The following is a 25,221-nucleotide window of genomic DNA, read 5'->3' as shown; positions in this document are numbered from 1 at the left end:
GGCATCAGTCGGCGCGGGGCCTGGTCGCGAACACCTCGTGTATTTCGGTTCCGATCAAACGTGGATCCTGCTGTATCTGCGCCGACATACCGTGCCGATCGAACAGCTCGCGGACTTCCTGCAGGCGGCCCTCGAGGTCGTGGACCTCGGCGACGACGGCGTGAATACATCGCCAGTCCGCATCGGTGATGCCGCGCAAGACTTCCAATTCTGCCCGCTCCACATCGACTTTGAGCAGGCCGATCTCCCTGCCGCGGCAGTGTTCGTCGAGTATCGCCGAGACAGTGGTGACCTCGACCTGCAAAGGCACGCCGTCGTGCAGTCCGGTGGTGATGAGTGCGATGGCCTTATCGTCCAGGCCACTGTTGCGCAGATAGATACGGGTGGCTTGGTCGTCCGCCTCACGGTCGGCGAAGAAACCGGAGTTCGCCGTGGCATGCGGGTACCAGGTGAACGGCCGGGTGCCCGACGTCGCGCCGAGCGCGATCTGCAGGGGGATGCCGCCCGGGACATGCTCTGCGATGTTGCGGTCCAAGCAACGAAAGGTCATCGGCGCGGGCTCGACGGCGATGACCTGGATCCCGGGGCAGGTGTCGGCGAACATCATCGCGGTCAGGCCGATGTTCGCGCCGATATCGAGGGCGATGTCGCCGGGTCGAAGACATTCGGCGGCCCGCCGGTAGAACCCGCCTGTCGAGGTCGTCTCGCCCCACAACATGTGGGCCTCGGCCGGGCTGGTGCAGGTCACCGTTCTGCCGTCGTCCAGACGCAGTTGCTGCAAAGTGGTCAGCATTGTTCCATGAACCTTTCCAAGACAGGGCCGACGATGGCCAGCACATGCGGATGGCTCAACTCGAGGTGGCGGGCGTCCAGGACGACGTTGTGTACCTCGCCGCTGACGTAGGACCGCCACGTCTGGGCGAGCTCTTCGGGGTCGGCGTGGTCTTTCCCGGCGGTGAAGAACATCAGGTCGCCGTCGAAGACGTGCGGCCGGTGCGCGGCGGAGATATCGCTCGCGGTCTGGAAGCTCTCCATCACCCGATCGGTCTGTTCGGCGGTGAACAGGCCGGTCGCGACCACCTGGTCGCGGATGATGTTCCAGGCTTGTTCATGGCTGCTCACCTGCAGCTCGTCGCCGAGGCCGAACAGCTCTCGCCAGCCGCCGAGCAAATCGGCCATCAGCTGTCCCGGCGCGGGCTGGTCAGCGCGCGCCGATTGCGGCGGTGCCTCGGCGGCGCAGTCGAGCAAGGCCAGCATCCCGACCCGGTCACCGTCGCGCTGCAGCCGGACCGCCATGGCGTGCGCGATCTGCCCGCCCAACGACCAGCCGAGCAGGTGATACGGACCCGTCGGTTGCACGCGGCGAATCTCGGCCACATAGCGGTCGGCCAGTTCATCGACCGACCGCGCATCCGGTTCACCGGAGACGACGTGCGGATCCTGCAACCCGAAGACCGGGCGATCCGGATGCAGATGTCCGACGAGGCCGCCATAGAACCAAGCCAGACCGCCCGCTGGGTGCACGGCGAATACCGCCGGTCCGGATCCGCTCCCGCGCAGCGCAAGCAGCACCTTCAGCCCGGAGTTGCCTTCCGCGTCCTCGGACCGGCGCGCCAAGGCTTTGGGCGTCGCATCCTCGAACATCCAGGGCAACTCGATCGTCACACCGCGAGCACTCAACTCGGTCACTGCCATGGTGGCCAGCAGCGAATTGCCGCCCAAATCGAAGAACCCATCGGTCACCCCGACCCGCGGGGCTCCCAGAACCTGCGCGTACACGTCGGTGAGCACCTTCTCGGTGTGCGTGCGCGGCGCGACGAACCGCTGGACCGCTCGTTCGAAATCGGGCGCGGGCAACTCTTTCCGATCGAGCTTGCCGTTGACCGTCAGCGGCAGATCGGGCAGGACCATGATCACCGACGGCACCATGTAGCTGGTCAGCACTTCGGCGGCACTCGCGCGGACCTCGCCGGGATCGATCCGCTGCCCGTCGCCGCCCACGACGTAGCCGATCAGCTGATCTACCTCCCGCTCGTGGCGGTGCACCGCCACGGCGGCCCGCGACACCGCCGGATGCCGCAGCAGCGCCGACTCCACCTCGCCCAGTTCGATCCGGTATCCACGCAACTGCACCTGCGCGTCGGCCCGGCCGACGTAGGTCAATTCGAGCCCCTCGGTGGTCTCGAGCCAGCGCCCGACATCGCCGGTGCGATACAACCGGCCGCCGCGCGGGTCGAACGGGTTCGCCACGAAACGGCTCGCGGTCAACGCGGGCGCGCGCAGATAGCCGCGCGCGAGTTGCCTTCCGGCGACATAGATTTCGCCACCGACACCGATCGGCACGGGCTGCAACCGGTCGTCGAGCACATATACCCGTAGCCCCGGCAGCGCAGCCCCGATCCCGGACGCACCCGCGCCGTCGACCTCGGCGAAAGTCACATGCACAGTCGTCTCGGTGATGCCGTACATGTTGATCAATCGCGGCGCTCCGGGCCGGTGCGCGGCGAACCAGCCGGTCAACCGCGTCGCATCCAATGCCTCACCGCCGAAGACGACGTACCGCAGCACGAGATCGCCGCAGCCGCACCCCGATTCGCGGTACTGTCGCTCGGCGTCGACGAATCCGTAGAACGCCGACGGGGTTTGGCTCAACACCGTGACCCGCTCACGCGCCACCAGTTCCACCAACGCCTCCGGCGACCGGGAGGTGGGGTAGTCGACGACGACCACCCGGCCGCCACTCAGCAGCGCGCCCCACATCTCCCACACCGCGAAATCGAAAGCGTAGGAATGGAACAGCGTCCACACGTCGTCGGGGCGCAGGTCGAACCGCTCGGCGGCGTGGGTGAGCAAGGTGACGGCTTCGCGGTGGCTGACGGCCACTCCCTTCGGCGTGCCGGTCGACCCGGAGGTGTAGATCACGTAGGCGAGGTTGTCCGGCCGCGCGCCCGCTGGCAACGGGCGGTCCGAGACCACGTCCATGGCCTCTTCGATCAGAACCGTCGGTGCCGCGTATTCCGGTACGTCCGTTGCGAACTCGGCCGAGGTCAACACCGTGGCCGGACGCGCGTCGTCGAGGATGAACCGCAAACGCTGCGGGGGGTTGGCCGTATCCAGCGGCAGATATCCCGCGCCCGCGCGCACCACCGCGAGTAGGCCCACGACCAGTTCGATCGAACGCGGCAACGCCACTGCCACCAGGGTTTCCGGGCCCGCACCGTGCTCGGCGAGCCGAACCGCGAGCCGGGTGGCGCGCCGATCCAACTCCGCATAGCTCACCTGCGAGACACCGTCGGTGACCGCGATCGCATCGGGCTGGGCCGAGACCCGGGTGGTGAACAGCCCAGCCAGAGTCACTTCCGCGACCGCGCCGCCGTCGACTCCGGCGGCCGCGAGGACTTCGCGCCGCTGGTCGGGGTCCACGATGTCGATATCGCCCACGGCGACAGCCGGATTCGCGGTCCCCTGCTCCAAAATTCGGGTGAACGCGCACGCGAAGCGAGACATCGTCTGCTCCACGAACAGATCGGCGGCGAAGGTCAAGCGGCCGACCATGCCGCTCGGTGCGCCCCCGGCGCCGAACTGTTCGACGAGTTTCACGTTCAGATCCGCGCGGGCCTGGTCGAAGCCTGTTTCGATCGGCTCGACGGTGAGCCCCGCCAGCTCCAACGCGGCCGCGCTGAGATCCTGGACATCGAGGGTCACCTGATATAGCGGCATGTGCGCGGTCGAGCGGCGCGGATTCAACGCCTCCACGACCTGCTCGAACGGCACCTCGGCGTGCGCGAACGCGGCCAGATCCGTTTCGCGAGTGGCGGCGAGCAACTGGTCGAACGGCTGCCGGGACGACACCCGCGACCGCAACACCAGCGTGTTGACGAACATGCCGATCAGATCGTCGAGTTCGCGATCGCCACGACCGGCTATCGGAGTACCGACCGCCACGTCGTCCACACCGGCCAGCCGTGCCAGCAGTACGGTCAACGCGGTATGCAGGACCATGAACACCGTGGCGTTGGCCGTGCGGGCGAGTGTGTCGATGCGGGCATGCAGTTCGGCGGACAGCTCGAAATCGACCGTGCGGCCGCGTGTGGACGCCACCGACGGCCGCGGCAGATCGGTCGGCAGCTCGAGCAGTTCGGGCAGCCCGGTGAGGGTGTCGGTCCAGAATCGCAGCTGCCGGGAGACCAGCGAATCCGGATCGTGCTCGTCACCGAGCACCTCGCGCTGCCACAACGCATAGTCGGCGTACTGGATCCGCAGCGGCGGCCAGTTCGGTTGCGTCCCTTGCCGACTCGCCTCGTACGCCACCGCCACATCCCGTGCGAGCGGCATCATGGACTGCCCGTCGGCGCAGATATGGTGTACACAGATCACCAGCACGTGATCGCGGTCGTCGAGGGCGAACAATTCGGCTCGCACCGGCGGTGCCTGGGTGACATCGAAGCCCGCGGAGACCACCGCCGCCGCCCGCTCGAGCACCTGCTGTTCGTCGACCTGGATCGGGGTCAACGCCGGTGCCACCCGGTCGACGTCGACCATGACCTGGCAGGGCGTTCCGTTGATCATCGGGAATGTGGTGCGCAGCGACTCGTGCCGGTTGATGACCAGCGCGCACGCCTGCCGCAGCGCATCGAGGTCGAGTTCGCCGTGCAGCCGGATCACCAACGGAATGTTGTAGCCGCCGACCGAGGTGTCGAACTGGTTGAGGAACCACATCCGCTGCTGAGCCGGGGACAGCGGCACCAGCGCCGGGCGGGTGCGCGATATCAGCGGCACCGCGACGTGGCGGTCGGCCGTGGCGAGATGCGCAGCCAGGTCGGCGACGGTCGGTGCGTCGAACAGGTCTTGGATACCCAGGCTCACCCCGAGTGCCGTGCGCAATCGCGCGACCGCCCGCGTCGCCGACAGCGAATTGCCACCGAGGTCGAAGAAACTGTCCGTCGCGCCCACCGCGCCGATACCCAGGACGTCGCCGAAGACATCCGCGATGCGATGTTCGGTCTCGGTGCGCGGGGCGATCCGTTCCCGTTCGTCCGGGAACTGCGGCGCGGGTAGTGCCGCCCGATCGAGTTTGCCGGTCGCGGTGAGCGGGAGTTCGGCGAGCGGCATGAGCACGTCGGGCACCATGTGCGCGGGCAGGTACCGCCGAGCCGCGCCCTTGACGGCGCTCGGATCGATGCGGCCGTCGCCGACCAGGTAGCCGACGAGCCGGTCGGTGCCGTACTCATCGGTGTGCAGCACGACCACAGCGTGGTCGACACCGGGATGTTCGGACAGCACGGCTTCGATCTCGCCGAGTTCGATGCGTTGACCGCGGATCTTGACCTGGAAGTCGCGGCGGCCGAGATACTCCACGGTGTGGTCGGTGTTCCAGCGGGCCAGATCGCCGGTGCGGTACATGCGTGAGCCCGCCGCCCCGACGGGATTCGCCACGAATGCACCCGCTGTGACCGCAGGCCGCCGCACGTACCCGCGGGCCAGCTGGATGCCCGCGAGGTACAACTCCCCGACCACCCCGACCGGCACCGGCCGCAGCCACGGATCGAGGACGACGGCCTCGACGCCACGGCTCGGTCCGCCGATCGTCACCACATCACCGGGAAGCAAAGCATCACTGATCGCGGCCAGAATCGTGGTTTCGGTCGGTCCGTATCCGTTCGACAACCGCCTGCCCGGCGCCCACACCGAGATCAACTCCGGTGTCACCGCCTCGCCACCGGCCATCAGCACGCGCAACGAATCCATCCCGGCCGGCACCATGGTGGCCAGCACACTCGGGGTGAGGAAAGCATGCGAAACCTGTTGCGTACGAATAAGTTCCGCCAACGCGTCACCGGCGAACACGTCCGGTTCCGCCACCACCAGCAACGCGCCGCTGGTGTGCGCCAGCAGAACTTCCAGGAACATCACATCGAAGCCGATACCTGCGGCGTGCAGCACACGCGATCCGGCGTCCACACCGAAGCCGTCGCGGACGACGGCGGCGAAATTCGCCAGCCCCGCGTGGGTGACCTCGACGCCCTTCGGAACTCCGGTGGAGCCCGAGGTGTAGATCACATACGCCGCGTCCTGGATTCGTGGCGTCCGCAGGCGCTCGGCGTCGGTGACGGCCGCTGCGGACTTCGCCTCGATGCCGGCCTCGGTGTCCGGATCGTCGAGGACAAGCGGCCGCACCTCGTCGGGAAGCAGATCCCGGGACGCCGCGACGGTGAGCGCGACCCGCACACCGGCGTCCGCGACCATATATGCCACGCGCTCGGCCGGGTTGCGCGGATCGACCGGCACGAACGCCGCACCCGTTTTGGTTACCGCCCACAGACTTGTCACGAACTCCAACGACCGCCCCAGCGCCAGCGCGACCTGATCACCGGGGCCGACACCCCACTCGATCAACCGCCGCGCCAGCTGGTTCGACCGGGCGTCCAACTCGCCATAGGACATCGTGCACCGACCCGAAAGCAGCGCTGCCGCACCGGGATTCACGTCGACACCGGCGGCCAGCAACTCGGCCACGAGCCGCGGCCCCACCGGAGTACCACCAGTTGCCGGCACCAACTCCCGCCGCTCGACCGCAGACAGCAGATCCACCGAATCGAGCCGCGCGTACGGATCGGTCGTGATCGCGCGCAGCACGATGTCGAGCCGGGCAGCGAGACCGGATGCCATCTCGGCGGCGATCTGGTCCGGCTGATAGCGCAGGCGGACGTGCAGCGTATCGGTCTGGTGGGCCTGCACGGTGATCGGGTAGTGCGCGGCGTCGCGGCCGTCCGCCGCGATCACCCGCATCCCGTCGATGTCGGTTTCACCCAGCCCGCTGCTGTCGACCGGATAGGACTCGAACACGACGAGGGTGTCGAACAGCGCGACGGCGCCCACGGCCGCCAGTATCTGCGGCAGTTCGAGGTAGTGATGGTCGAGCAGACGGGTGTTGTCGGCCTGCAGTCGCGTCAGTGTGTCGGCGATGGTCCGGTCCCGGCGCACGTCGGCGGCGACCGGAATCGTGTTGATGAACAGACCGATCATCGACTCGACTCCGGGCACGTCGGAGGGACGGCCGGACACCGTGCTGCCGAACACCACGGTGTCGGTGCCGAGCAGGTTGCTCAGGACCACCGCCCAGGCGAACTGGACCATTGTCGCCATCGTGACCGACTGTATGCGGGCGAAGTCCACCAACTCCGCTGTCGTATCGCGATCGAGATCGATCGTCAGATCGGTCGGGATGGTCGCTGCCGACTCGGTGTGTGCACCGGCGATCAGTGTCGGCTCGGTGACATCGCGCAGCGCGTCTCGCCACACCTCGATGCTTGCGGTGCGGTCCTGGCGGTCAAGCCATTCCAGGTAGTCGCGGTAGGACGCGGCAGCCGGCAGCAACTGCGGCTGTGCGTCCGCGGCGTACAACCCGATGAGCTCACGCCACAGCAGCGGCAACGACCAGCCGTCGAGCAGCAGGTGATGCGCGGTCACCAGCAGCCGGAACTCGTGCGGTCGCACCGCGATCAACAGCAACCGCAGCAGTGGCGGATCGGCCGGATCGAATCCGGTCGCTCGCTCCGCGTCGATAACCTCGTTCAGGTCCGGTGTGTCGCCGGACAGCGTGATGCTGCGCCACGACACGGCCGTATCGGTTGGAATCACCTGCACTGCAACGCCTTCCACGGTTCGCGTGAAGGCGGCCCGCAAGTTGGGGTGGCGGGCGAGCAGCGCATGGGCGGCTCGCTCGAGCCGGTTCTCATCAACCGCGCCGCTCAGGGTGAGCGCCGATTGCGCGAGGTAGACATCGAGCCCGCCCGCGGCGATCTCGGCGTGGAACAGCAGCCCCGCCTGCAGCGGCGCCAATGGCCACACCTCGCTCAGCGGTCCGTACCGGTCGGCGAACTCGTCCAGATCTCGCTGGGTGAGGTCGACGAGCGGAACGTCGGCTCGCGACAGCCCCCAGTCCTCGGTCGCGAGGGCCGCGACCGCGGTCAGGGCATCGACCCATTCGTCGGCGAGTTCGGCCACGTCGTCGTGGTCGAGCAGCCGCGAGGCGTAGCCGAGGTAGGCCGAGAGCCGCGGTCCGGCCGCGGCATCGACGATGTTCACATCGATCGTGAGCACCGCCGCCGCCGGCATATCCGGATCGAAGGCGGCCCGGCGGTCGAAGGGTTCGTCGGTGGGTACCCACGGCAGATCCGACAGTGCCGCGAGATCGACGCCCACCCGGCCGAGATAGTTGACACTGATCTGCGGCTCGGGCAGCGCGGCGAGCCGGTCGGCCGTGTCGGGGTTCAGATAGCGCAGCAGGCCGTAGCCGATGCCCTTGTCCGGGATGGCGCGCAGCTGGTCCTTGACCGATTTCACCACCGCGCGCAGATCCGCTGGATCGATGCCGCTCAGATCGAGCGCTGCCGGATAGCGGGTGGTGAACCAGCCGACGGTTCGGGAGAGGTCGGCGCCCGCGGCGATCTGCTCCTCGCGACCGTGCCCTTCCAACACGACCTTCATGCCCGCGTGCGCGTCGCCGCGACGCCTGCGCCAGCGAGTCACCGCCACGGTGAGTGCGGCCAGCAGCACATCGTCGGCGCTGCCGCGCACAGCGTGGGGCACCGCGTCGAGCAACGCCGAGGTCACCTCGGCAGGGAGCGACACGGTCAACTCACGCACAGTCGCCTGGGTGTCCCGCGCGGGATCCAGCTCCATACGCCCGAGCAACGGATCCGGTGCCGAACCGATCCGCTGCCACAGCTCGACCTCGCCGGCGCGCTCGGCCGCCGCGGCGATCAACGCGTGCGCCCACCGACGCATGGAGGTGCCCGGTGCGGCCAGCTCGACCGCCCGGCCCCGGGTGATCTGCTGCCAGGCAGTCACGAAGTCCGGCACCAGGATTCGCCACGACACCGCATCGACGGCCAAATGATGGATCACGATCAGTGCCCGGCCCTCGGCGTCCACACCGGACTCGGGCAGCAGGCACACGACATGCACCAGCCTGTCCGCCGCCGGGTCGAGCCGGTCGTACGCCGCGGTGGACGCCGCTTGCACCACGGCCGTGAAACCGGCGCTGCCCGGAGTCTCATCGGCGCCGAAGGTCCGCACGGAGACCGAACCGGTGGCGTCGGCTGCGCTCGGCGGCAACACCTCCCAGCTTTGGCTGTCGAGCCGCGAGCGCAGCACGTCGTGGTGTTCGACGATCGCCCGCACGGTCGAGACCACATCGTCGACGCGCGCGTCACGCGGCAGACGCACCAGCATCGACTGCGCGAACCGAGCCGGCGCCCCGAGCCGCTCGACGAACCAGGACACGATCGGCGTGCCCGGAATCTCGCCCACACCACCGCCGGGCAGCTCGGCGAGCGTTGCCCGTTCGGCCGCCTGCGCGACCTGCGCCAGCCCACGAATCGTCTTGTGCTCGAAGATGTCTCGAGCCGTCACGGCGACCCCCGCTGACCTCAGGCGCGCGGCCAGCTGAATCGACATGATGGAGTCGCCGCCGAGCGCGAAGAAGGAGGTCGTCGCGCCCACCGTGGTGACGCCGAGGACGTCGGCGAACGCGGCGGCGACGGTGCGTTCCAGGTCGGTCGATGCCGCGTCGGCCGCGTCATCGGTGGTCTCGAAAACATGCTCCGGCAACGCTTCTCGATCCACCTTGCCGGACGAGGTGAGCGGCACGTGGTCGAGTACCGTGATCGTCGCCGGCACCATATGCGCGGGCAGGGCGGCAGCCACGTGATCGAGCACCGCGCTCGGTTCGACGACCGTTGCGGGTTCGGCCGTGATGTACGCGGCGAGCACCTGGTGCCCGCCTGGGCCTCGGCGGCTCACGGTGACCGCGGTCGCGACCGCCGGATGGGTCACTAGCGCGGCGTCGATCTCGCCCAGCTCGACGCGCTGGCCGCGAATCTTGATCTGGAAATCGAGGCGGCCGATGTACTGCAACGTGTCCTGCGCGGTCCAGCGGACGATATCGCCGGTGCGATACATCCGCGAACCAGGCGCACCGTACGGGTTCGCCACGAACGAACATGCCGTTGTCCCAGGACGATTCAGATAACCGCGGGCCAGGGCGGCGCCGGAGAAGTGCAGCTCCCCTGGCACTGCGATCGGCACCGGCCGCAGCCGCGCATCCAGCACCACCGCCTCGGCGCCGCGGATCGGTCCGCCGATGGTGAGCACCTCCCCCGGCCGCACCGGGTCACTGATTGTGATCACGATCGTCGTCTCGGTTGGGCCGTAGATGTGGTGCAGCCGCCGCCCGGCCGCCCAGGAGGCGATCAGATCCTGCGGCACCTTTTCGCCGCCGACCGCCAGCATCCGCAGCGAATCCACCTCGCCGGGCGGCATCGTCGCCAGCACACTCGGTGTCAGGAACGCATGTGTCACCTGGTGGGTCCGGATCAGGTCGGCCAGGTCCGCGCCGGCGAGCGCCTCCGGCGGCGACACCACCAAGGCCGCGCCGGCCGCATGCGCCATCAAGGCTTCGAGCAGCACCGCGTCGAACGCGGGTGCCGCGGCTTGCAGCACGCGCGAGGTGGCCTCGACCCGGTAACGCTCACGCTGCTCGGCCGCGAAGGCCGCAAGCCCCTCATGGGTGACCACCACGCCCTTCGGCGTGCCGGTCGAACCCGACGTGTAGATCACATATGCCGCATCCTGAATCCGAAGGGTGCGCGGGCGATTCGCGTCCGACACGGCGTGGCTGGGACGCGCGGCGATCTCGACGGCCGCGTGCGGATCGTCGAGCACGAGCCAGCGAACACCGTCCGGCAGGGACGGCCGCGCGGCCGCGACCGTGACGCCGACCTCGGCACCGGAATCGTGCAAAAGATAGGCGATCCGCTCCGGCGGATAACGCAGGTCCACCGGCACGAACGTCGCCCCGGTCTTCATGATCGCCCACATGGCGACGTGATAGTCGGCCGAGCGCGGCACGACCAGGGCGGCGCGCATCCCGGGCCCCGCACCCCAGGAAAGCAGCTGCGCCGCAAGCCGGTTGGCGCGGGCGTCGAGCTCGACGTAGCTGAGGGCATGCGCGCCGTCGATCAGGGCGATCGCCTCGGGAGTTGTTGCCACGGCCGAGGTCAGCAGATCGGGCAACAGACGCGGCGTGGGGGCGTCGCCGCCGCGCGCCGGGAGCAGTCGTTCGGCCTCCCCGACACCGATCAGCGAGACGTCACCTACCGGCTGGGTCGGATCGGCGACGACCGCGTCGAGGACGCGGAGGAACCGCTCGGCCAGCGCGGTCGCGGAGGATTCTACGAAAAGATCTGTCGCATAGATGATTTCACCCTCGATCCCGGCCGGTCGAGCACCGTCGAGGCATTCGGTCAGCAACACCATGAGGTCGGTCTTGGCCTGGGCGACACCGGGATCGAGCAGTTCGACATCGATGTCAGGCAGCTGGAACCGGGCCGCGGCAGTCTTCTGCAACCCGAACAGCACCTGATACAGCGGCGTATACGCCGTCGACCGGGGCCGGTCGAGGACGTCGACCAACCGCTCGTAGGGCAGATCCGCATGCGCGAGCGCCTCGAGGTCGATTCCGCGCACCTCGGCCACGAGTTGCCGAAACGAGCGATCGTCGCGGACCGGCGTACGCAGCACCACGGTGTTGACGAACATACCGACGAGATCCTCCAGCACCGGAATGCCCCGCCCCGCGACCGGCGTACCGACCGACACATCGTCGGTGTGCGCTGTGCGCGCCAGCACAATCGCCAGCGCGGCGTGCAGCACCACGAAGACGGTGACGCCCTCGCGACGGGCCAGCCGCACGACCTCGTCGTGCAGCCGCCGTGGGATGCAGAAGCGGACACTGCCGCCGACCATCGACATGGTCGCGGGCCGAGGATGATCGGTCGGCAGATCCAGCAGATCCGGGGCGTCGGCGAGAGCGTCGGTCCAATAGGGGATCTGCCGCGCGATAATCGACGACGGGTCGTCCTCGGCGCCGAGGACCTCCCGCTGCCACATCGCGTAGTCGGCGTACTGAACCTGCAACGGTTTCCATTGTGGCGCTGTGTCTTTCACCCGTGCGCGGTACGCGGCGAACACGTCGCGCGCCAACGGCGCCATCGACGCGCCGTCGGCGGCGATGTGGTGGACGACCAGCACCAGCACGTGCGCATCGGGGCCGGTGCGATACAGCCGCGCTCGCATGGGCACCGTGTGTGCGACATCGAAGCCCGTCTCGACGGTCTGCCGAATCCGCTCGCCTAGCACGGTCTCGTCGGCGACCGGCTCCGGATCCAGTGCCGAGCCGTCGAACACGGTCGTCACGTCCCGCACAACCTGACACGGCTCGCCGCCGACCGCGGGATACACCGTCCGCAACGGCTCGTGCCGCGCCATCACGTCGCCGAACGCCGCCCGCAGCGCCTCGATGTCGAGCGCGCCGGTCAACCGGACCGCGAAACTGATGTTGTAGGCCGCCGAGGTGGTATCGAACTGGTTGATGAACCACAACCGGCGTTGCGCCGTCGCCAGCGGGATCGTTGCCGGGCGCGGCCGCGGCGCGAGCGGGATCAGCGCCGCCCGCGTCCGCTGTGCCAGTCGTGCCGCCAATCCGGCGATCGTCGGCTCCTCGAAAACATCGCGGATGCCGACTTCGACACCGAGCGCCGTCTCGGCGCGTGCGGCGATCCGGGCGGCCGACAGGGAGTCGACACCGATCTCGAACAGGTTCGCGCGCACGCTCACCAGCTCGCTACCGCTGACCGCGGCGACGATATCGGCCAGTGCCGCTTCGCGTTCGGTGCGAGCCGGAACGAATTCCTCGCCGTCGTCGAAGGTCGGCTGCGGCAAGGCCGCGCGGTCGAGTTTGCCGTTCGAGCTGAGCGGCATGGCGTCGAGCACCTCGACGCGAGCCGGCACCAGATACGAGGGCAGCACGTGCGAAAGTTGCGCGCGGATCGTGCGACCGTCGGTCACCGCCGCGGGCACCAGCGTCACGTAGGCGACGATGCGTTCCGAGGTCGCGACGACAACCGCGCGAGCGACCTCCGGCAGCGCGCACGCCGCCGCTTCGATATCACCGGGCTCCACCCGCTGACCGCGCACCTTCACCTGAAAATCGCTGCGGCCCAGGAATTCCAGCTCACCGCTGCGCCTCCACCGCACCAGGTCACCAGTGCGATACATCCGCTCCCCCGGCGCCCCGAACGGGTGCGCGGCGAAGGCGACGCAGGTGAGTTCGGCGCGAGCATGATATCCGCGCGCCACCTGCACACCCGAGACGTACAAATCGCCGGCGACACCGACCGGCACCGATTTCAGCCGCTTGTCGAGCACGTAGACCCGCATGCCCGCCACGGGCGCGCCGATCGGGACCGTCGCCGGGGTCCGCGCACCTGGCAGGCAGCGCGCGGCCGTGACCACTTCCGCCTCCGCCGGGCCGTACCAGTTCACCACCTCGGCCTCGGGGAACACGCGCATCGCGGCGTCGACGATGTGCTGCGCCAGCGCCTCACCTGCGACGAAAATCCTTCGGATGGAAGGTAATTCGGTATCGTGGACGGCTTCGAGCAGGACGTCGAGCATCGACGGCACGAAGTGTACGGTGTTGACGTCACCGCTTGCGATCAGGCTGGCGAGGTAGGCAGGGTCCCGGTGCCCGTCGGGTTCGGCCACCACGATGTGCGCGCCGACCTGCAACGGCCAGAACAACTCCCACACGGCGATGTCGAAGGTGATCGGCGTTTTATGCAGCACCGTATCGGACGCGGTGTGCGGCCACTGCTGCTGCGCCCACGCCAGTTGGCTCATGGTCGCGGCGTGCGTCAGGGACACGCCTTTGGGAACGCCGGTGGAGCCGGAGGTGAACAGTACATAGGCCACGTTCTCCGGCCGCAGCGGCGAGCGCCGTTCCGCGTCGGTGATCGGGGCGCCGGACAGCTCGGCCACCTCAACTCGATCAATGCGAACGGAGTCGAATCCCGCGGGCAGACCGTCGTCGTCCGCTGAGGTGGTGAGCACCAGCAGCGGACGTGCCGCACCCAGCACACCGGCGATGCGCGCACTCGGTTGGTCCGGGTCGATCGGCAGGAAGGCAGCACCCGCCTCGACCACCGCATACAGCGCCGTGACGAGTTCGATCGAGCGCCGAACAGCCACCGCCACAACGGTTTCCGGACCCGCACCGCGGGAGATGAGCCACCTGGCCAACTGGTTGACGCCAGCCGCGAACTCTCGGTAGGTCAGCGCCTGGCCGTCCAGAAACCGAATCGCCGGGGCATCCGGGGTGCGCTCGACCTGTTCGCCGAAGGCGTCCACCAGGGTCCGGCCCACCGAGACGGGGTCGCCGGTGTCGTTCCAGCGCTTGAGCACCAGCTGCCGCTCGCCGGCCTCGATCAGATCGATATCGCCGATCGGCGCATCGGCGTCGGTCGTGACACCGTCGAGCAGGCGCACGAACCGATCGGCGAAACGCTGCGCGGAGTCGGCGTCGAACAGGTCGGTGGCGTAGGTCAGCCGCAGCGACATGCCGGTCGGCTCATTGTCGGGCCCGTGCTCCTCGGTGATCATGAGCAGCAGGTCGTAGATCGCGGCACTATCGCCCGGGTCGATGGTCTCGATGGTGAGACCAGGAAGTTCCACGTGCGCCCGCACCATGTTCTGGTAGGCGAGCATCACCTGGAACAACGGCGTGTGTGCCGTCGACCGTGCCGGATTCAGCGCCTCCACCAGCTGCTCGAACGGCACGGTGGCATGGTCGAAGGCCTCGATGTCGTTGTGCCGCACCGTATCCAGCAGGCCGGTGAAGGTCTGTCCGAGCGTGACGCGGGTGCGCAGTACCAAGGTGTTGACGAACATCCCGACGAGGTGGTCGAGCGCCCGATGGCCGCGACCGGCGTGCGGCACGCCGATCGCGATGTCGTCGCTGCCGGACAGCCGCGACAGCAGCACCGCGAGCGCGGTGTGCACCACCATGAACGTGGTGGCCCTGGCTCGCTGGGCCAATGCCTCCACCCGGCCTTGCAATTCGGCCGGAATATCGACCCTCAGCACCGCCCCGTGGTGGGTCTGCTCGACCGGGCGCGGCCGATCTGTCGGCAGCTCGAGCAGTTCGGGGAGGCCCGCGAGTCGGGTTCGCCAGTAGGCGATATCGCGGGACACGGGCGAGTCCGGGGCGTCGGGCGAGCCGAGCACTTCGCGCTGCCACAGGGCGTAATCGGCGAATTGGACGGGGAGCGGCGCCCAATCCGGAGGGCTTCCACTGGTTCGCGCCCGATACGCGGCCACGATATCGGCGGCCAGCGGTGCCACCGAATAGCCATCGCAACTGATGTGGTGCACGGCCACCGCGACCACCCAGGCCATATCCGACAACTGATACAGCGCTACCCGCACCGGCACGCCCTTTGATACATCGAATCCGGTGTTCGAGAACGCGGCCAGCCGGCGGGCCAGCCCGCGCTCCTCGATCCGCTGCGGGGTGAGGTTCCAGCCCGCCACGACATCGGCCGCGTCCAACACCACTTGCGTGGGCGTGCCGTCGACCGCCGGATACATGGACCGCAAGCTCTCGTGCCGAGTGACGACGTCTCCGACCGCCGCTACCAGCGCCTCGACGTCGAGCACACCGTCGAGCCGAATTGCCAGCGGCACAACGTAACCGGGCGACAGCGGGTCGAACTGGTTGATGAACCACATCCGGGCCTGCGCCGTCGACAACGGCAGCCGATGCGGTCTCGGCTTCGGTGTCGGAGCCGGCAGGCCGGGCACCCCGCGCAGCTGTGCGATGCGTTCGGCCAACTCGGCGACAGTGGGGGCCTCGAAGATCATTCGCACCGGGACGGTCGCATCCACGACGGCCCCGATACGGCTCAGCGCGCGCGTGGCGACCAGTGAATTCCCGCCCAGGTCGAAGAAGTCGTCGTCCGCGCCGACCGCCGGTAGGCCGAGCAACTCGGCGAAAACCGCAGCCACGGCCTGCTCCACCAGCCCGCGCGGCGCCCGGTAGTCGGCCTCGTGGTCGCTCGGCTCCGGCTCGGGCAGGGACCGGAAGTCGATCTTGCCGTTGGCCGTCAGTGGCACGGCGTCGATGCGGACGATCGCCGTCGGCACCATATAGGCCGGCAGTCGCTCCAGCAGAAAACGTCGAATCTGCTTGGCGTCCAGGGCTTCCTGGGTGACCACGTAGGCAACCAGGCGTTGCTCGTCACGGCCGGGGTGCACCCGGGCGACGGCTGCGGTCACCTGGTCGTGCGCGAGCAGGGCTGACTCGATATCGCCCAGTTCGATCCGCAGTCCGCGAATCTTCACCTGGTCGTCGGCGCGGCCGACATAGCGCAGAGCGCCTCGCTTGTCCCAGTGAACCAGGTCGCCGGTGCGGTAGAGGCGCGTTCCGTGCGTGTCGTCGAGCGGGTCGGCGACGAACGTCGCCGCCGTCAGACCCGGGCGGTGGTGGTATCCGCGGGCCAGCTGGACGCCGCCCAAATAGAGCTCACCGGTTACCCCCGGCGGAACCGGGTGCAGTCGCGAATCGAGCACGTGCACAATCACATTCGGCTCGGGAACCCCGATCGGCACCGCCGCGCCGTCGACCCCGTCAACGTGGTACGCGGTGACGCTGACCGCGGCCTCGGTCGGCCCGTACAGGTTGTCGATGCGCGCATTGCTGACATCCCGGAATCGTCGGACGGTTTCGCCCGACAGCGTTTCGCCGATGCACAGTACCGACCGCAGATCCGGGAATTCGCGGCCGACGGCCGTCTCCCGGAACACCGACAGCAGCGACGGCACGAAATCAGCGGTCGTCACGTGATGTTCGGCAATCAGCCGGGCCACCGCTTGCGGATCGCCGCTCCCGTTTGGACCAGCGACCACCAACTTCGCACCAGATATCAATGGGCAGAACAACTCCCAGACCGAGAGGTCGAAGGTGACCGGCGTCCGCAACAGCATGACGCCGTCGTCGAGGTCGTAGTGCTCACGCATCCAGCGCAGCTGATTGGCCACTGCGGCATGCGGTATCGCCACCCCCTTCGGTACCCCGGTCGAGCCGGAGGTATAGATGACATAGGCCAGATTCCCCGGTTGCAGCGGCCCGAGCCGATCGGCATCGGTCACCGGCGAGGGATCCTCGTGCTCGGCGTCGAGATCCGCGAGCATCCACGCCGGAACGTGGTCGGACAGATTCGCGTCGTCGCCGGGACGGGTGAGTACCGCCCTCGGCCGCGCGGTGGTCACAATGGCGCGCACGCGATCGCGTGGATGGTCCTGGTCCAGGGGCAGATAGGCCGCGCCGGCCGCGTGGATCGCATACAGTGTGGTCAGCAGGTCGACCGAGCGCCGCATTGCCACGGCCACAACCGTTTCCGGACCCACACCGCGTCCGATCAAAGCGCGGGCCAGCCGGTTCACCCGCGCCGCGAATTCGCGGTAGCTCAGCCGCGCGCCGTCTTCGGCGTCGAGCACGGCGGTGCTGTCCGGCGTCGCCGCGGCCTGGGCGGCGAACAGGTCCACGACTGTCGTCGACGGCAGTGGGGTCGTGCCCCCGGCCGCGCGCGCGGCCAGCTCGCGTGCTTCCTGCGCGGTCAGCAGCTCGACGTCGCCGACCGCCTGCGCGGGATCGGCGACCATCGCCCGCAGCAGCAGCACGAATCGTTCGAGCATCGAGGTGATCGTTACCTCATCGAAAAGGTCTGTCGCGTAACCGAATTCCACGGCCATCGCGCCCGGTTCACGGTCGCGCGCCGCGGTGTCGACGAGGTTGAGATGCAGATCGTATTTGGCCACGCTCGGATCGGCGGCCCGCGCCGACACCGTCAGGCCCTCGAATTCCACGGTGGGAATCTCGATGTTGTGGAACGAGAATCCGACCTGTGTCAACGGCGCATGTGCCGTCGTGCGGGGCGGATTGAGCACCTCGACAATCCGCTCGAACGGAATGTCGGCGTGGTCGAAGGCGGCCAGATCGGTCGCCCGCACCTGCTCCAGGATCTGCAGGAAGGACGCGCCGGGTTCGATGCGAGTGCGCAGCACCAGGGTGTTGACGAGCATGCCGATCAGGCGCTCGAGTCCCGGTTCGCCGCGACCGGCGATCGGTGTGCCGACCGCGATGTCGCCTGTTCCGGAAAGCCGGGCCAGCAGTGCGGCATACGCGGCGTGCAGCACCATGAAGACCGTCACGTCGTGACGGCGGGCCAGCGCGACGATGTCGCGACCGAGGTCGGCGGGCAGCACCGCCGACACCGTCGCACCGCGGAACGATTGCCGGGCCGGGCGCGGACGATCGGTGGGCAGGTCGAGCACTTCGGGCAGATCGGCCAGCGCCGTCCGCCAATACTCGATCTGGGTGGCGGCCGGAGAGCTCGGCGCGTTCTCGGCACCAAGCCATTTCCGTTGCCACAGCGCGTAATCGACGTACTGCACAGGTAACGAAGGCCACCGCGGCGCCTGCTGCCGCACGCGGGCGTTGTAGGCGGTCACCAGGTCCGCGGCCAGCGGTGCGAGCGAGGACCCGTCGAAGCCGATGTGATGGACGATGAGCACCAGGGTGTGCTGCTCGCAGCCGCTGCGCAGCAACGTGATTCGCAACGGCACCGCACGGGTGACGTCGAATCCGGCCGCGGCCGCCGCAGCGATGTGCGCCTCGACCTCGTCCGCCGTCACCTCGATCGGCTCCAGCGAGGGCAGGGCCGACCGCACCGGCACGATCAGCTGGTGTGGTCCACTGTCGCTGTCCGGATAGACGGTGCGCAGCGCTTCGTGGCGGTCGAGCACATCGGTGATCGTCGCGCGCAGCGCGGCCACGTCGAGTGGTCCCGACATGCCCACGACCAGCGCGATGTTGTACAGCGCCGAGCTCGTGTCGAACTGATTGAGGAACCACATCCGGGTCTGGGCGGGCGAGAGCGGAATCTGAGCCGGCCGCTCCTGCGGAACCAGCGGTTCCCGACCAGGTCCCTCGATTGCCTTCAGAGTCTGCGCGAAGGCCGCGAGAGTCGGCGCATCGAAGACGGTGTGCAGTGCGACATCGACGGCGAATACCGCGCTCAGCCGCGCCGCCAGCCGCGTCGCCGACAGCGAGTTGCCGCCGAGGTCGAAGAAGTTGTCGAGCACGCCGACGCGATCGACGCCCAGCACAGCGGCGCACACATCCGCGACGATCTGCTCGGCCGCGTCGCGAGGCGCGACGAATTCGGTCTCGGCGGCGAATACCGGCGCGGGCAATGCCGCGCGGTCGGCCTTGCCCACCGAGGTCAGCGGCAGCGCGTCGAGCACCGTCACCGCGTCCGGAACCATATGCGACGGCAGGTGTTGCGCGGCGTGAGCCCGCAGTTCCGCGGCGTCGATGGCATCGATCGCCGGCGTGACGTAGGCAGCAAGTCTCGGTCCGCTCTCCGTCGCCACACTGACCGCCACCGCCGCCGCCACGGTGGAATGCCCCGCGAGAATGGCTTCGATTTCGCCGAGTTCGATGCGCTGGCCGCGGATCTTCACCTGGAAGTCGGTGCGCCCGACGTATTCCAGGGTGTGCTCGGGCGTCCAGCGAGCGAGGTCGCCGGTGCGGTACATGCGGGCACCCGGCGTACCGAACGGATCGGCCACGAACGCCGACGCGGTATCCGCCGGCCGATCGAGGTAACCGCGGGCGAGGTGAATGCCACAGATGTACAGCTGTCCCGTCACCCCGGCCGGCACCGGCTGCAGATTCTCGTCCAATACCAGGGCCTCGACACCGCGAATCGGGCCACCGATCGTGACGCGGGCATCGGCGCGCAGCGGGTCGCTGATCGCGACCATGATCGTGGTCTCGGTCGGCCCGTATCCATTGAACAACCGACGGCCCCGACTCCACATCGCTGTCGTTTCCGCCGACACCACCTCGCCACCGGCCACCAGATCCTGCAGGGCGTCCGCACCGTCGGGAGACATGGTCGCGAGCACGCTGGGTGTGATGAATGCATGCGAGATCCGTTGCGTACGAATCAATTCCGCCAGCCGGTCGCCGGCGAAGACATCCGGCGGCGACAGCACCAGCGCGGCACCGTTCGGATGTGCCATGAGCAGCTCCAGGACCAGTGCATCGAACCCCGGAGCCGCCACCTGCAACACCCGTGCGGAACTGTCGATCCGATAGCGTTCTCGTTGTTCGGCGGCGAAATTCGCCAAGCCCGCGTGCGTCACAGTGACGCCCTTCGGCTCGCCCGTCGACCCCGACGTGTACACGACGTACGCCGAGTTCGTGACCCGGCAGGGCCGGATCCGATCGGTATCCGTCACCGCGGCCGGGGATCGCGAGGCAATGCACATCTCGCTGCCCGGATCGTCCAGCAGCAACCGCGGTACCGAGGGTGGCAGCAGGTCTTGGGTGGCTGCAGCCGTCAGCACCACCGCGGCCTGCGCGACCATGAGCGCGACCCGCTCGGTGGGATTGCGCGGATCCACCGGGACGAATGCCGCACCGGCCTTCACCGTCGCCCACATCGCGACCACTAGTTCCACGGACCGCCCCAGCACCAGCGCGACCTGGTCGTCGGGACCTATTTCCCACTCGATCAACAACCGAGCGAGCTGATTCGACCGGACATCCAACTCCCCATACGACACCATGCGTTCCGCGGACACGATCGCCACGGCCTCCGGATTCTCGACCGTCAGCAATTCCGCCAGCACCCGCGGCGGCTCGGCAGCGCCACCCGACGCGGGCACCAGCGCGGCTCGCTCACTCGCTGCCAGCACATCGACCGCACCGACACGCTGCCGCGGATTCGACACGACCGACGCGAGGATCCGATTCAGCCGCCCGGCGAACTCCTCGACCGTAGTGCGATCGAACAGGTCCGTGGCGTAGTTGATCCGCAGGCCGAGATCGCCTGCTGCGCTGGTGTTCTCGGTGACGGTGAAGATGAGATCGACCTTCGCCGGTTGTGGTCCCGGTTCCAGGACCTCGACGGTGAGCTCGGACAGCTCCAGGCTCGGACGGTCCATGTTCTCGAAGGCGAGGTACACCGGGCACAGCGGGTCGTGCGCCGCCGACGGCATCGCATCGACCACCTCTACGACGCGTTCATAGGGCAGATCGCTGTGGGCGAAGGCATCCACATCGATGTCTTTGACCCGGGTCAGAAACTCGGCGAACGATTCGTCGCCGCGCACCTGGGTGCGCAGCGGAACCGTGTTGACGAACATGCCGATCAGCGGTTCCAGCGCGCGCTCGCCGCGGCCTGCGACCGGCGTCCCGATCGTGATGTCCGCCGTGCCCGACAGCCGGGTGAGCAGGACGGCCACCGCGGCGTGCACGACCATGAAGCTGGTGACGTTCGTCGCGCGTGCCACCCGGTCGATCCCGGCGCGCGTCGCGGGCGGGATCACGGTGTCGACGACGTCGGCAAGCATGGACCGGCGAGCCGGGCGCCGGCGGTCGGCAGGCAGTTCGAGCAGCCGCGCCATTCCCGCCAATTGCGTTGTCCAATACTGTAATTGGCGTGCAGCGAGCGAATCCGGATCGTTTTCGTCGCCGAGCACGTTGCGATGCCAGATGCCGTAGTCGGCGTACTGCACGCTCAGCGGTTGCCAGTCCGGCGCATGCCCCTGCGACCGTGCTCGGTAGGCGGCCGCGAAATCGGCTGCGAGTGGTGGCAGCGACGATCCGTCGCAGCAGATGTGATGCAGGACGACGACCAAGGTGTGTCGTCGAGGGTCGGCGGATGCGAGCAGCGCGACCCGGATCGGCGGACGTCGGCGCACATCGGTGCCGGTCGAGGCCAACTCCCGGATTCGGTGCTCGAGCTCGTCGGGATCGGTGGGGTGCGGGGTCGGATCGAGATCGGCGGCCACCAGCTCGGCGGGCAGAACCACCTGCGTCCCTTGACCATTCACGGCCGGGTACACGGTGCGCAGGGATTCGTGTCGTTGGAGCAGGTCGGTCAGCGCCGAACGCAGCGCCGTGGCGTCGAGGTGTCCGGTCAGCTGCAGCACCAGCGGAATGTTGTAGGCCGCCGAGGTCGGATCCACCTGATTGATCAGCCAGATCCGGTTCTGTGCCGGCGCCAGCGGGATGGGTTCGACGCGCGGCTGTGCCCGCAGGGTGGGGCGGCTGTAGTGCTGCCTGGCGTCGATATGGGCGGCGAGTCGGGCGACGGTCGGCTCGCCGAACAGGTCGCGCACCGACACCTCGCAGCGGGTCAGCTCGGCGATCCGCACAGCGGCGCTGGTCGCGGTGAGCGAATTGCCGCCCAGTTCGAAGAAGTCGTCCAGCACACCGATCCGCGGGGTACCCAGAACCTCGGCGAAGACGTCGGCGATGGTCTCCTCGACGACGGTGCTGGGCGCGACATACGCCGCGCCCGAATCGATGGCAGGCTCGGGCAGCGCCCGATAATCAATTTTGCCGTTGACGGTCAATGGCAATGCCGGCATAGCGACGATGTGTGCTGGGATCATGTACTCCGGGAGCAGCGACCCGACGTGCGCGCGCAGTGCCTCGGGTTCGTAGACCACGTTGTCGGCGGGCACGACATACGCGACCAGCCGGGCCGCTTCCGTCCCCGGCAGGTGCACGATCACCACCGCCGCCGCGACCGCGCTGTGGCTCAGCAGCGCGCTGCGGATCTCGTCCAGCTCGATCCGAAACCCGCGCAGCTGCACCTGCTGGTCGGCGCGACCACGATATTCCAACTCGCCCTTGGTGTTTCGGCGAGCAACGTCGCCGCTGCGATACAGACGCTCGCCCGGCGGGCCGAACGGATCGGCGACGAAGCGTCCCGCAGTCAATCCGGGGCGGTCGAGATAGCCGCGGGCCAGTTGGTCGCCCGCGACGTAGATCTGGCCCCAGGCGCCCAGCGGCACCGGGCGCAAGTGCGCGTCCAGGATGTGGACGCGCAAGCCCGGCAGCGGCCGTCCGATTGTGCTCGGCGCACCCGGCACGGCGATGTCCGGTGGCAGCTCTAGATAGGTGACGAAGACCGTGGTTTCGGTGATGCCGTAGCTGTTGGCCAGCACGGGCAGATTCGGATTGTGCCGGTACCAGGCCGCCAAACCGGCCGGGTCGAGCGCTTCGCCCGAGAGAACGACCAGCCGCAGCGCAAGCTCACCGTCGGGCTCGTCCGCATCCGCATCCGCATAGCGCCCTCGTGCGGTCACGAATTGATCGAAGGCCGAGGGGGTTTGGCTGAAGACGCTCACCCGCTCGCGCGCCACCAGTCGCACCATCTCGTCCGGCGAACGCGTGGTTGCGCTGTCCACCACGACCACGCGACCGCCGGTGACCAGCGCGCCGAAAATCTCCCACACCGAATAGTCGAACGCGAACGAATGGAACAGCGTCCACACGTCGTCGGCACGGATTCCGATGTCGGCACAGGCGTTCGTCAGGTAGGTCGCCACCGCGCGATGGGTGATCGGCACGCCCTTCGGCCGCCCCGTCGATCCGGAGGTGTAGATAACGTAGGCGATGTTGTCGGGGCGCAGCGGGCGCACGCGATCGGCGTCGGTGATCGGATGCGCGGACTCGACCTCCCGGTCGTCGTCGAACAGCACCACTCGGCCCGGCTCTGCGGGCACCCGATCGCGCAGACTTCGTTTTGTCACGACCGCGACCGGATCGGCATCGCGCAGCACGTAGTCCAGTCGATCGACCGGGTGCGCCGGATCCAGTGGCAGGTATCCGGCGCCCGACTTCAGCACCGCCAGCGCCACGACGATCAGATCGGCATCGCGCGGCATCGCGATGGCCACCAGCGATTCCGGCCCCGCGCCGCGGGCGATGAGCGTGCGGGCGAACCGGTTCGAACGCTCGTCCAGCTCGAGGTAGGTGAGGGCAGTCGTGCCCGCGGTGACGGCGACCGCGGACGGGCTGACCATGGCCTGCCGGGTCAGCAGATCGACGAGCGTCGCGGCCGTCGCAACGCCGTCGCGGCCGGCGAGTTCACCGAGGATGCGCCGCTCCTCCTCCGGGGCGGCGAGCGGGATGTCGAGCACACGGGTGTCTATCGGCGCGGCCATCAAGCGCTCCAGGAAGTCGACGAATCGACTGGTGTGCACGTCGAGTTCGTCCTGGCTGTACAGATTGGCGTTGCCGTGCAATTCGATGAGCAGCGGCGCGTCGACCCCGGAGCGGTACAGATTCAGCTGCAGATCGTCCAGTGCCCCGGACGTCAGGGCGCGGTAGCGGCCCACCGCCGCACCGAGGCGGATCTCGGAATCGAAGAACAGAATGTTGACGATCGGGCCGAACGAGGCCGCGGCCGGGTCCAACGCGTCGGAATCGCGGCGCAGATCCTCGAACCGGTAGAGCTGATGACGCATGGCCAGGACCAGCTCGAACGCCGCCGCGCGCATCAGCCCTTCCACGGTGGTCGTCGCGTCCACGGCGAATCGGATCGGCACCATGTTCGCCAACATCGCGGTGGCGTTGCGCAGGCGCATCGTCACCCGCCCGGTCACCGGCAGCGACAAGACGACGTCGTCGGTGTCGGTCATACGGGCGAGGAAAGCGGCGAAGGCGGCGCCCAGCACCTGTGCGGTCGAGGCTTGCAGATCCGCGGCGAAACGGTCGAGCGCGACAGTCAGCCCCGACGGCAGCCGCTGGCCGGTGAAGCGATCGTCCTCGCTCCATTTGGCGGTGCGACCGGACAGACTCGGCGCCGGCGGCAGATCGGCGACCTTGTCGAGCCAGTACGCCTTGTCGTTACCGAATCGTGGGGCGGCGCGATACTCCTGCTCCGCCTTGATGATGTCGGCCAGCCGGGCCGCCACCAGCCGCGTGGGTGGCCTGCCCTCGAGCAACGCATTGTAGTGTTCGGCGATCCGGTTCAAGACGTTGAACGCGCCATAACCATCGATCACCAGGTGATGGGCGCGCGCATACCACAGATACCGGTCGTCGCCGAGCCGGATCAGCCGCGTCGCGACGAGTCGCTCCCGGGCCAGATCGACGGCCTTCGTGTTGTAGTCCCGGCGCATCCATTCCATCGCCGCCGCGTACGGGTCGTCTTCGGCGCTGAGATCCAGCAACGGTTCGTCGTAGACGATGCTGCGATCGACGAATTGATAGGGATGACCGCCGAATTCGACCACCCGGACCACGAGCGACTCGGTCTCGTGCCCGGCGTCGTTGACCGCCTTGGTGAACGCGGAGTAGTCGATCGGTCCCTGGATCTCGACGTAGTGCGCGATATTGACGTTCGGGCCGCCCGGTAGATTGTTAGCGAGCCACATTCCGTACTGTGCCCTCGTAAGCGGAATCAGATCCGGATCGTGGGCGGCAGGCGTGGCTGAATTCGGACTCAT

The 25,221-nt window shown here is 68.2% G+C and carries 2 protein-coding genes; both read right to left on the bottom strand.

All coding sequences use genetic code 11. The annotated features are described in order from the left end of the window. Positions 1-4: 4 nt before the first annotated feature. A complete protein-coding gene (locus ACIBJI_RS29050; RefSeq protein WP_364347526.1) occupies positions 5-793 on the bottom strand; it encodes an FkbM family methyltransferase in 789 nt (262 codons plus the stop codon). Continuing rightward, positions 787-25,221 (bottom strand): non-ribosomal peptide synthase/polyketide synthase, encoded by a 24,435-nt coding sequence (locus ACIBJI_RS29045; RefSeq protein ID WP_397086723.1) that lies wholly within the window; start codon positions 25,219-25,221, stop codon positions 787-789. Before ACIBJI_RS29045 ends, ACIBJI_RS29050 begins: the two co-directional genes overlap by 7 nt.

Origin of the sequence: Nocardia sp. NPDC050408 (assembly GCF_044458905.1) — a bacterium.
Taxonomy (GTDB): Bacteria; Actinomycetota; Actinomycetes; order Mycobacteriales; family Mycobacteriaceae; genus Nocardia.
The sequence above is the reverse complement of the archived record's forward strand: the minus strand, read 5'-3'. Positions and strand labels throughout refer to the sequence as shown.

Coding starts and splice junctions, on each gene's coding strand:
- ACIBJI_RS29045 (WP_397086723.1), bottom strand. CDS start 25,221: ATGAGTCCGAATTCAGCCACGCCTGCCGCCCACGATCCGGATCTGATT.
- ACIBJI_RS29050 (WP_364347526.1), bottom strand. CDS start 793: ATGCTGACCACTTTGCAGCAACTGCGTCTGGACGACGGCAGAACGGTG.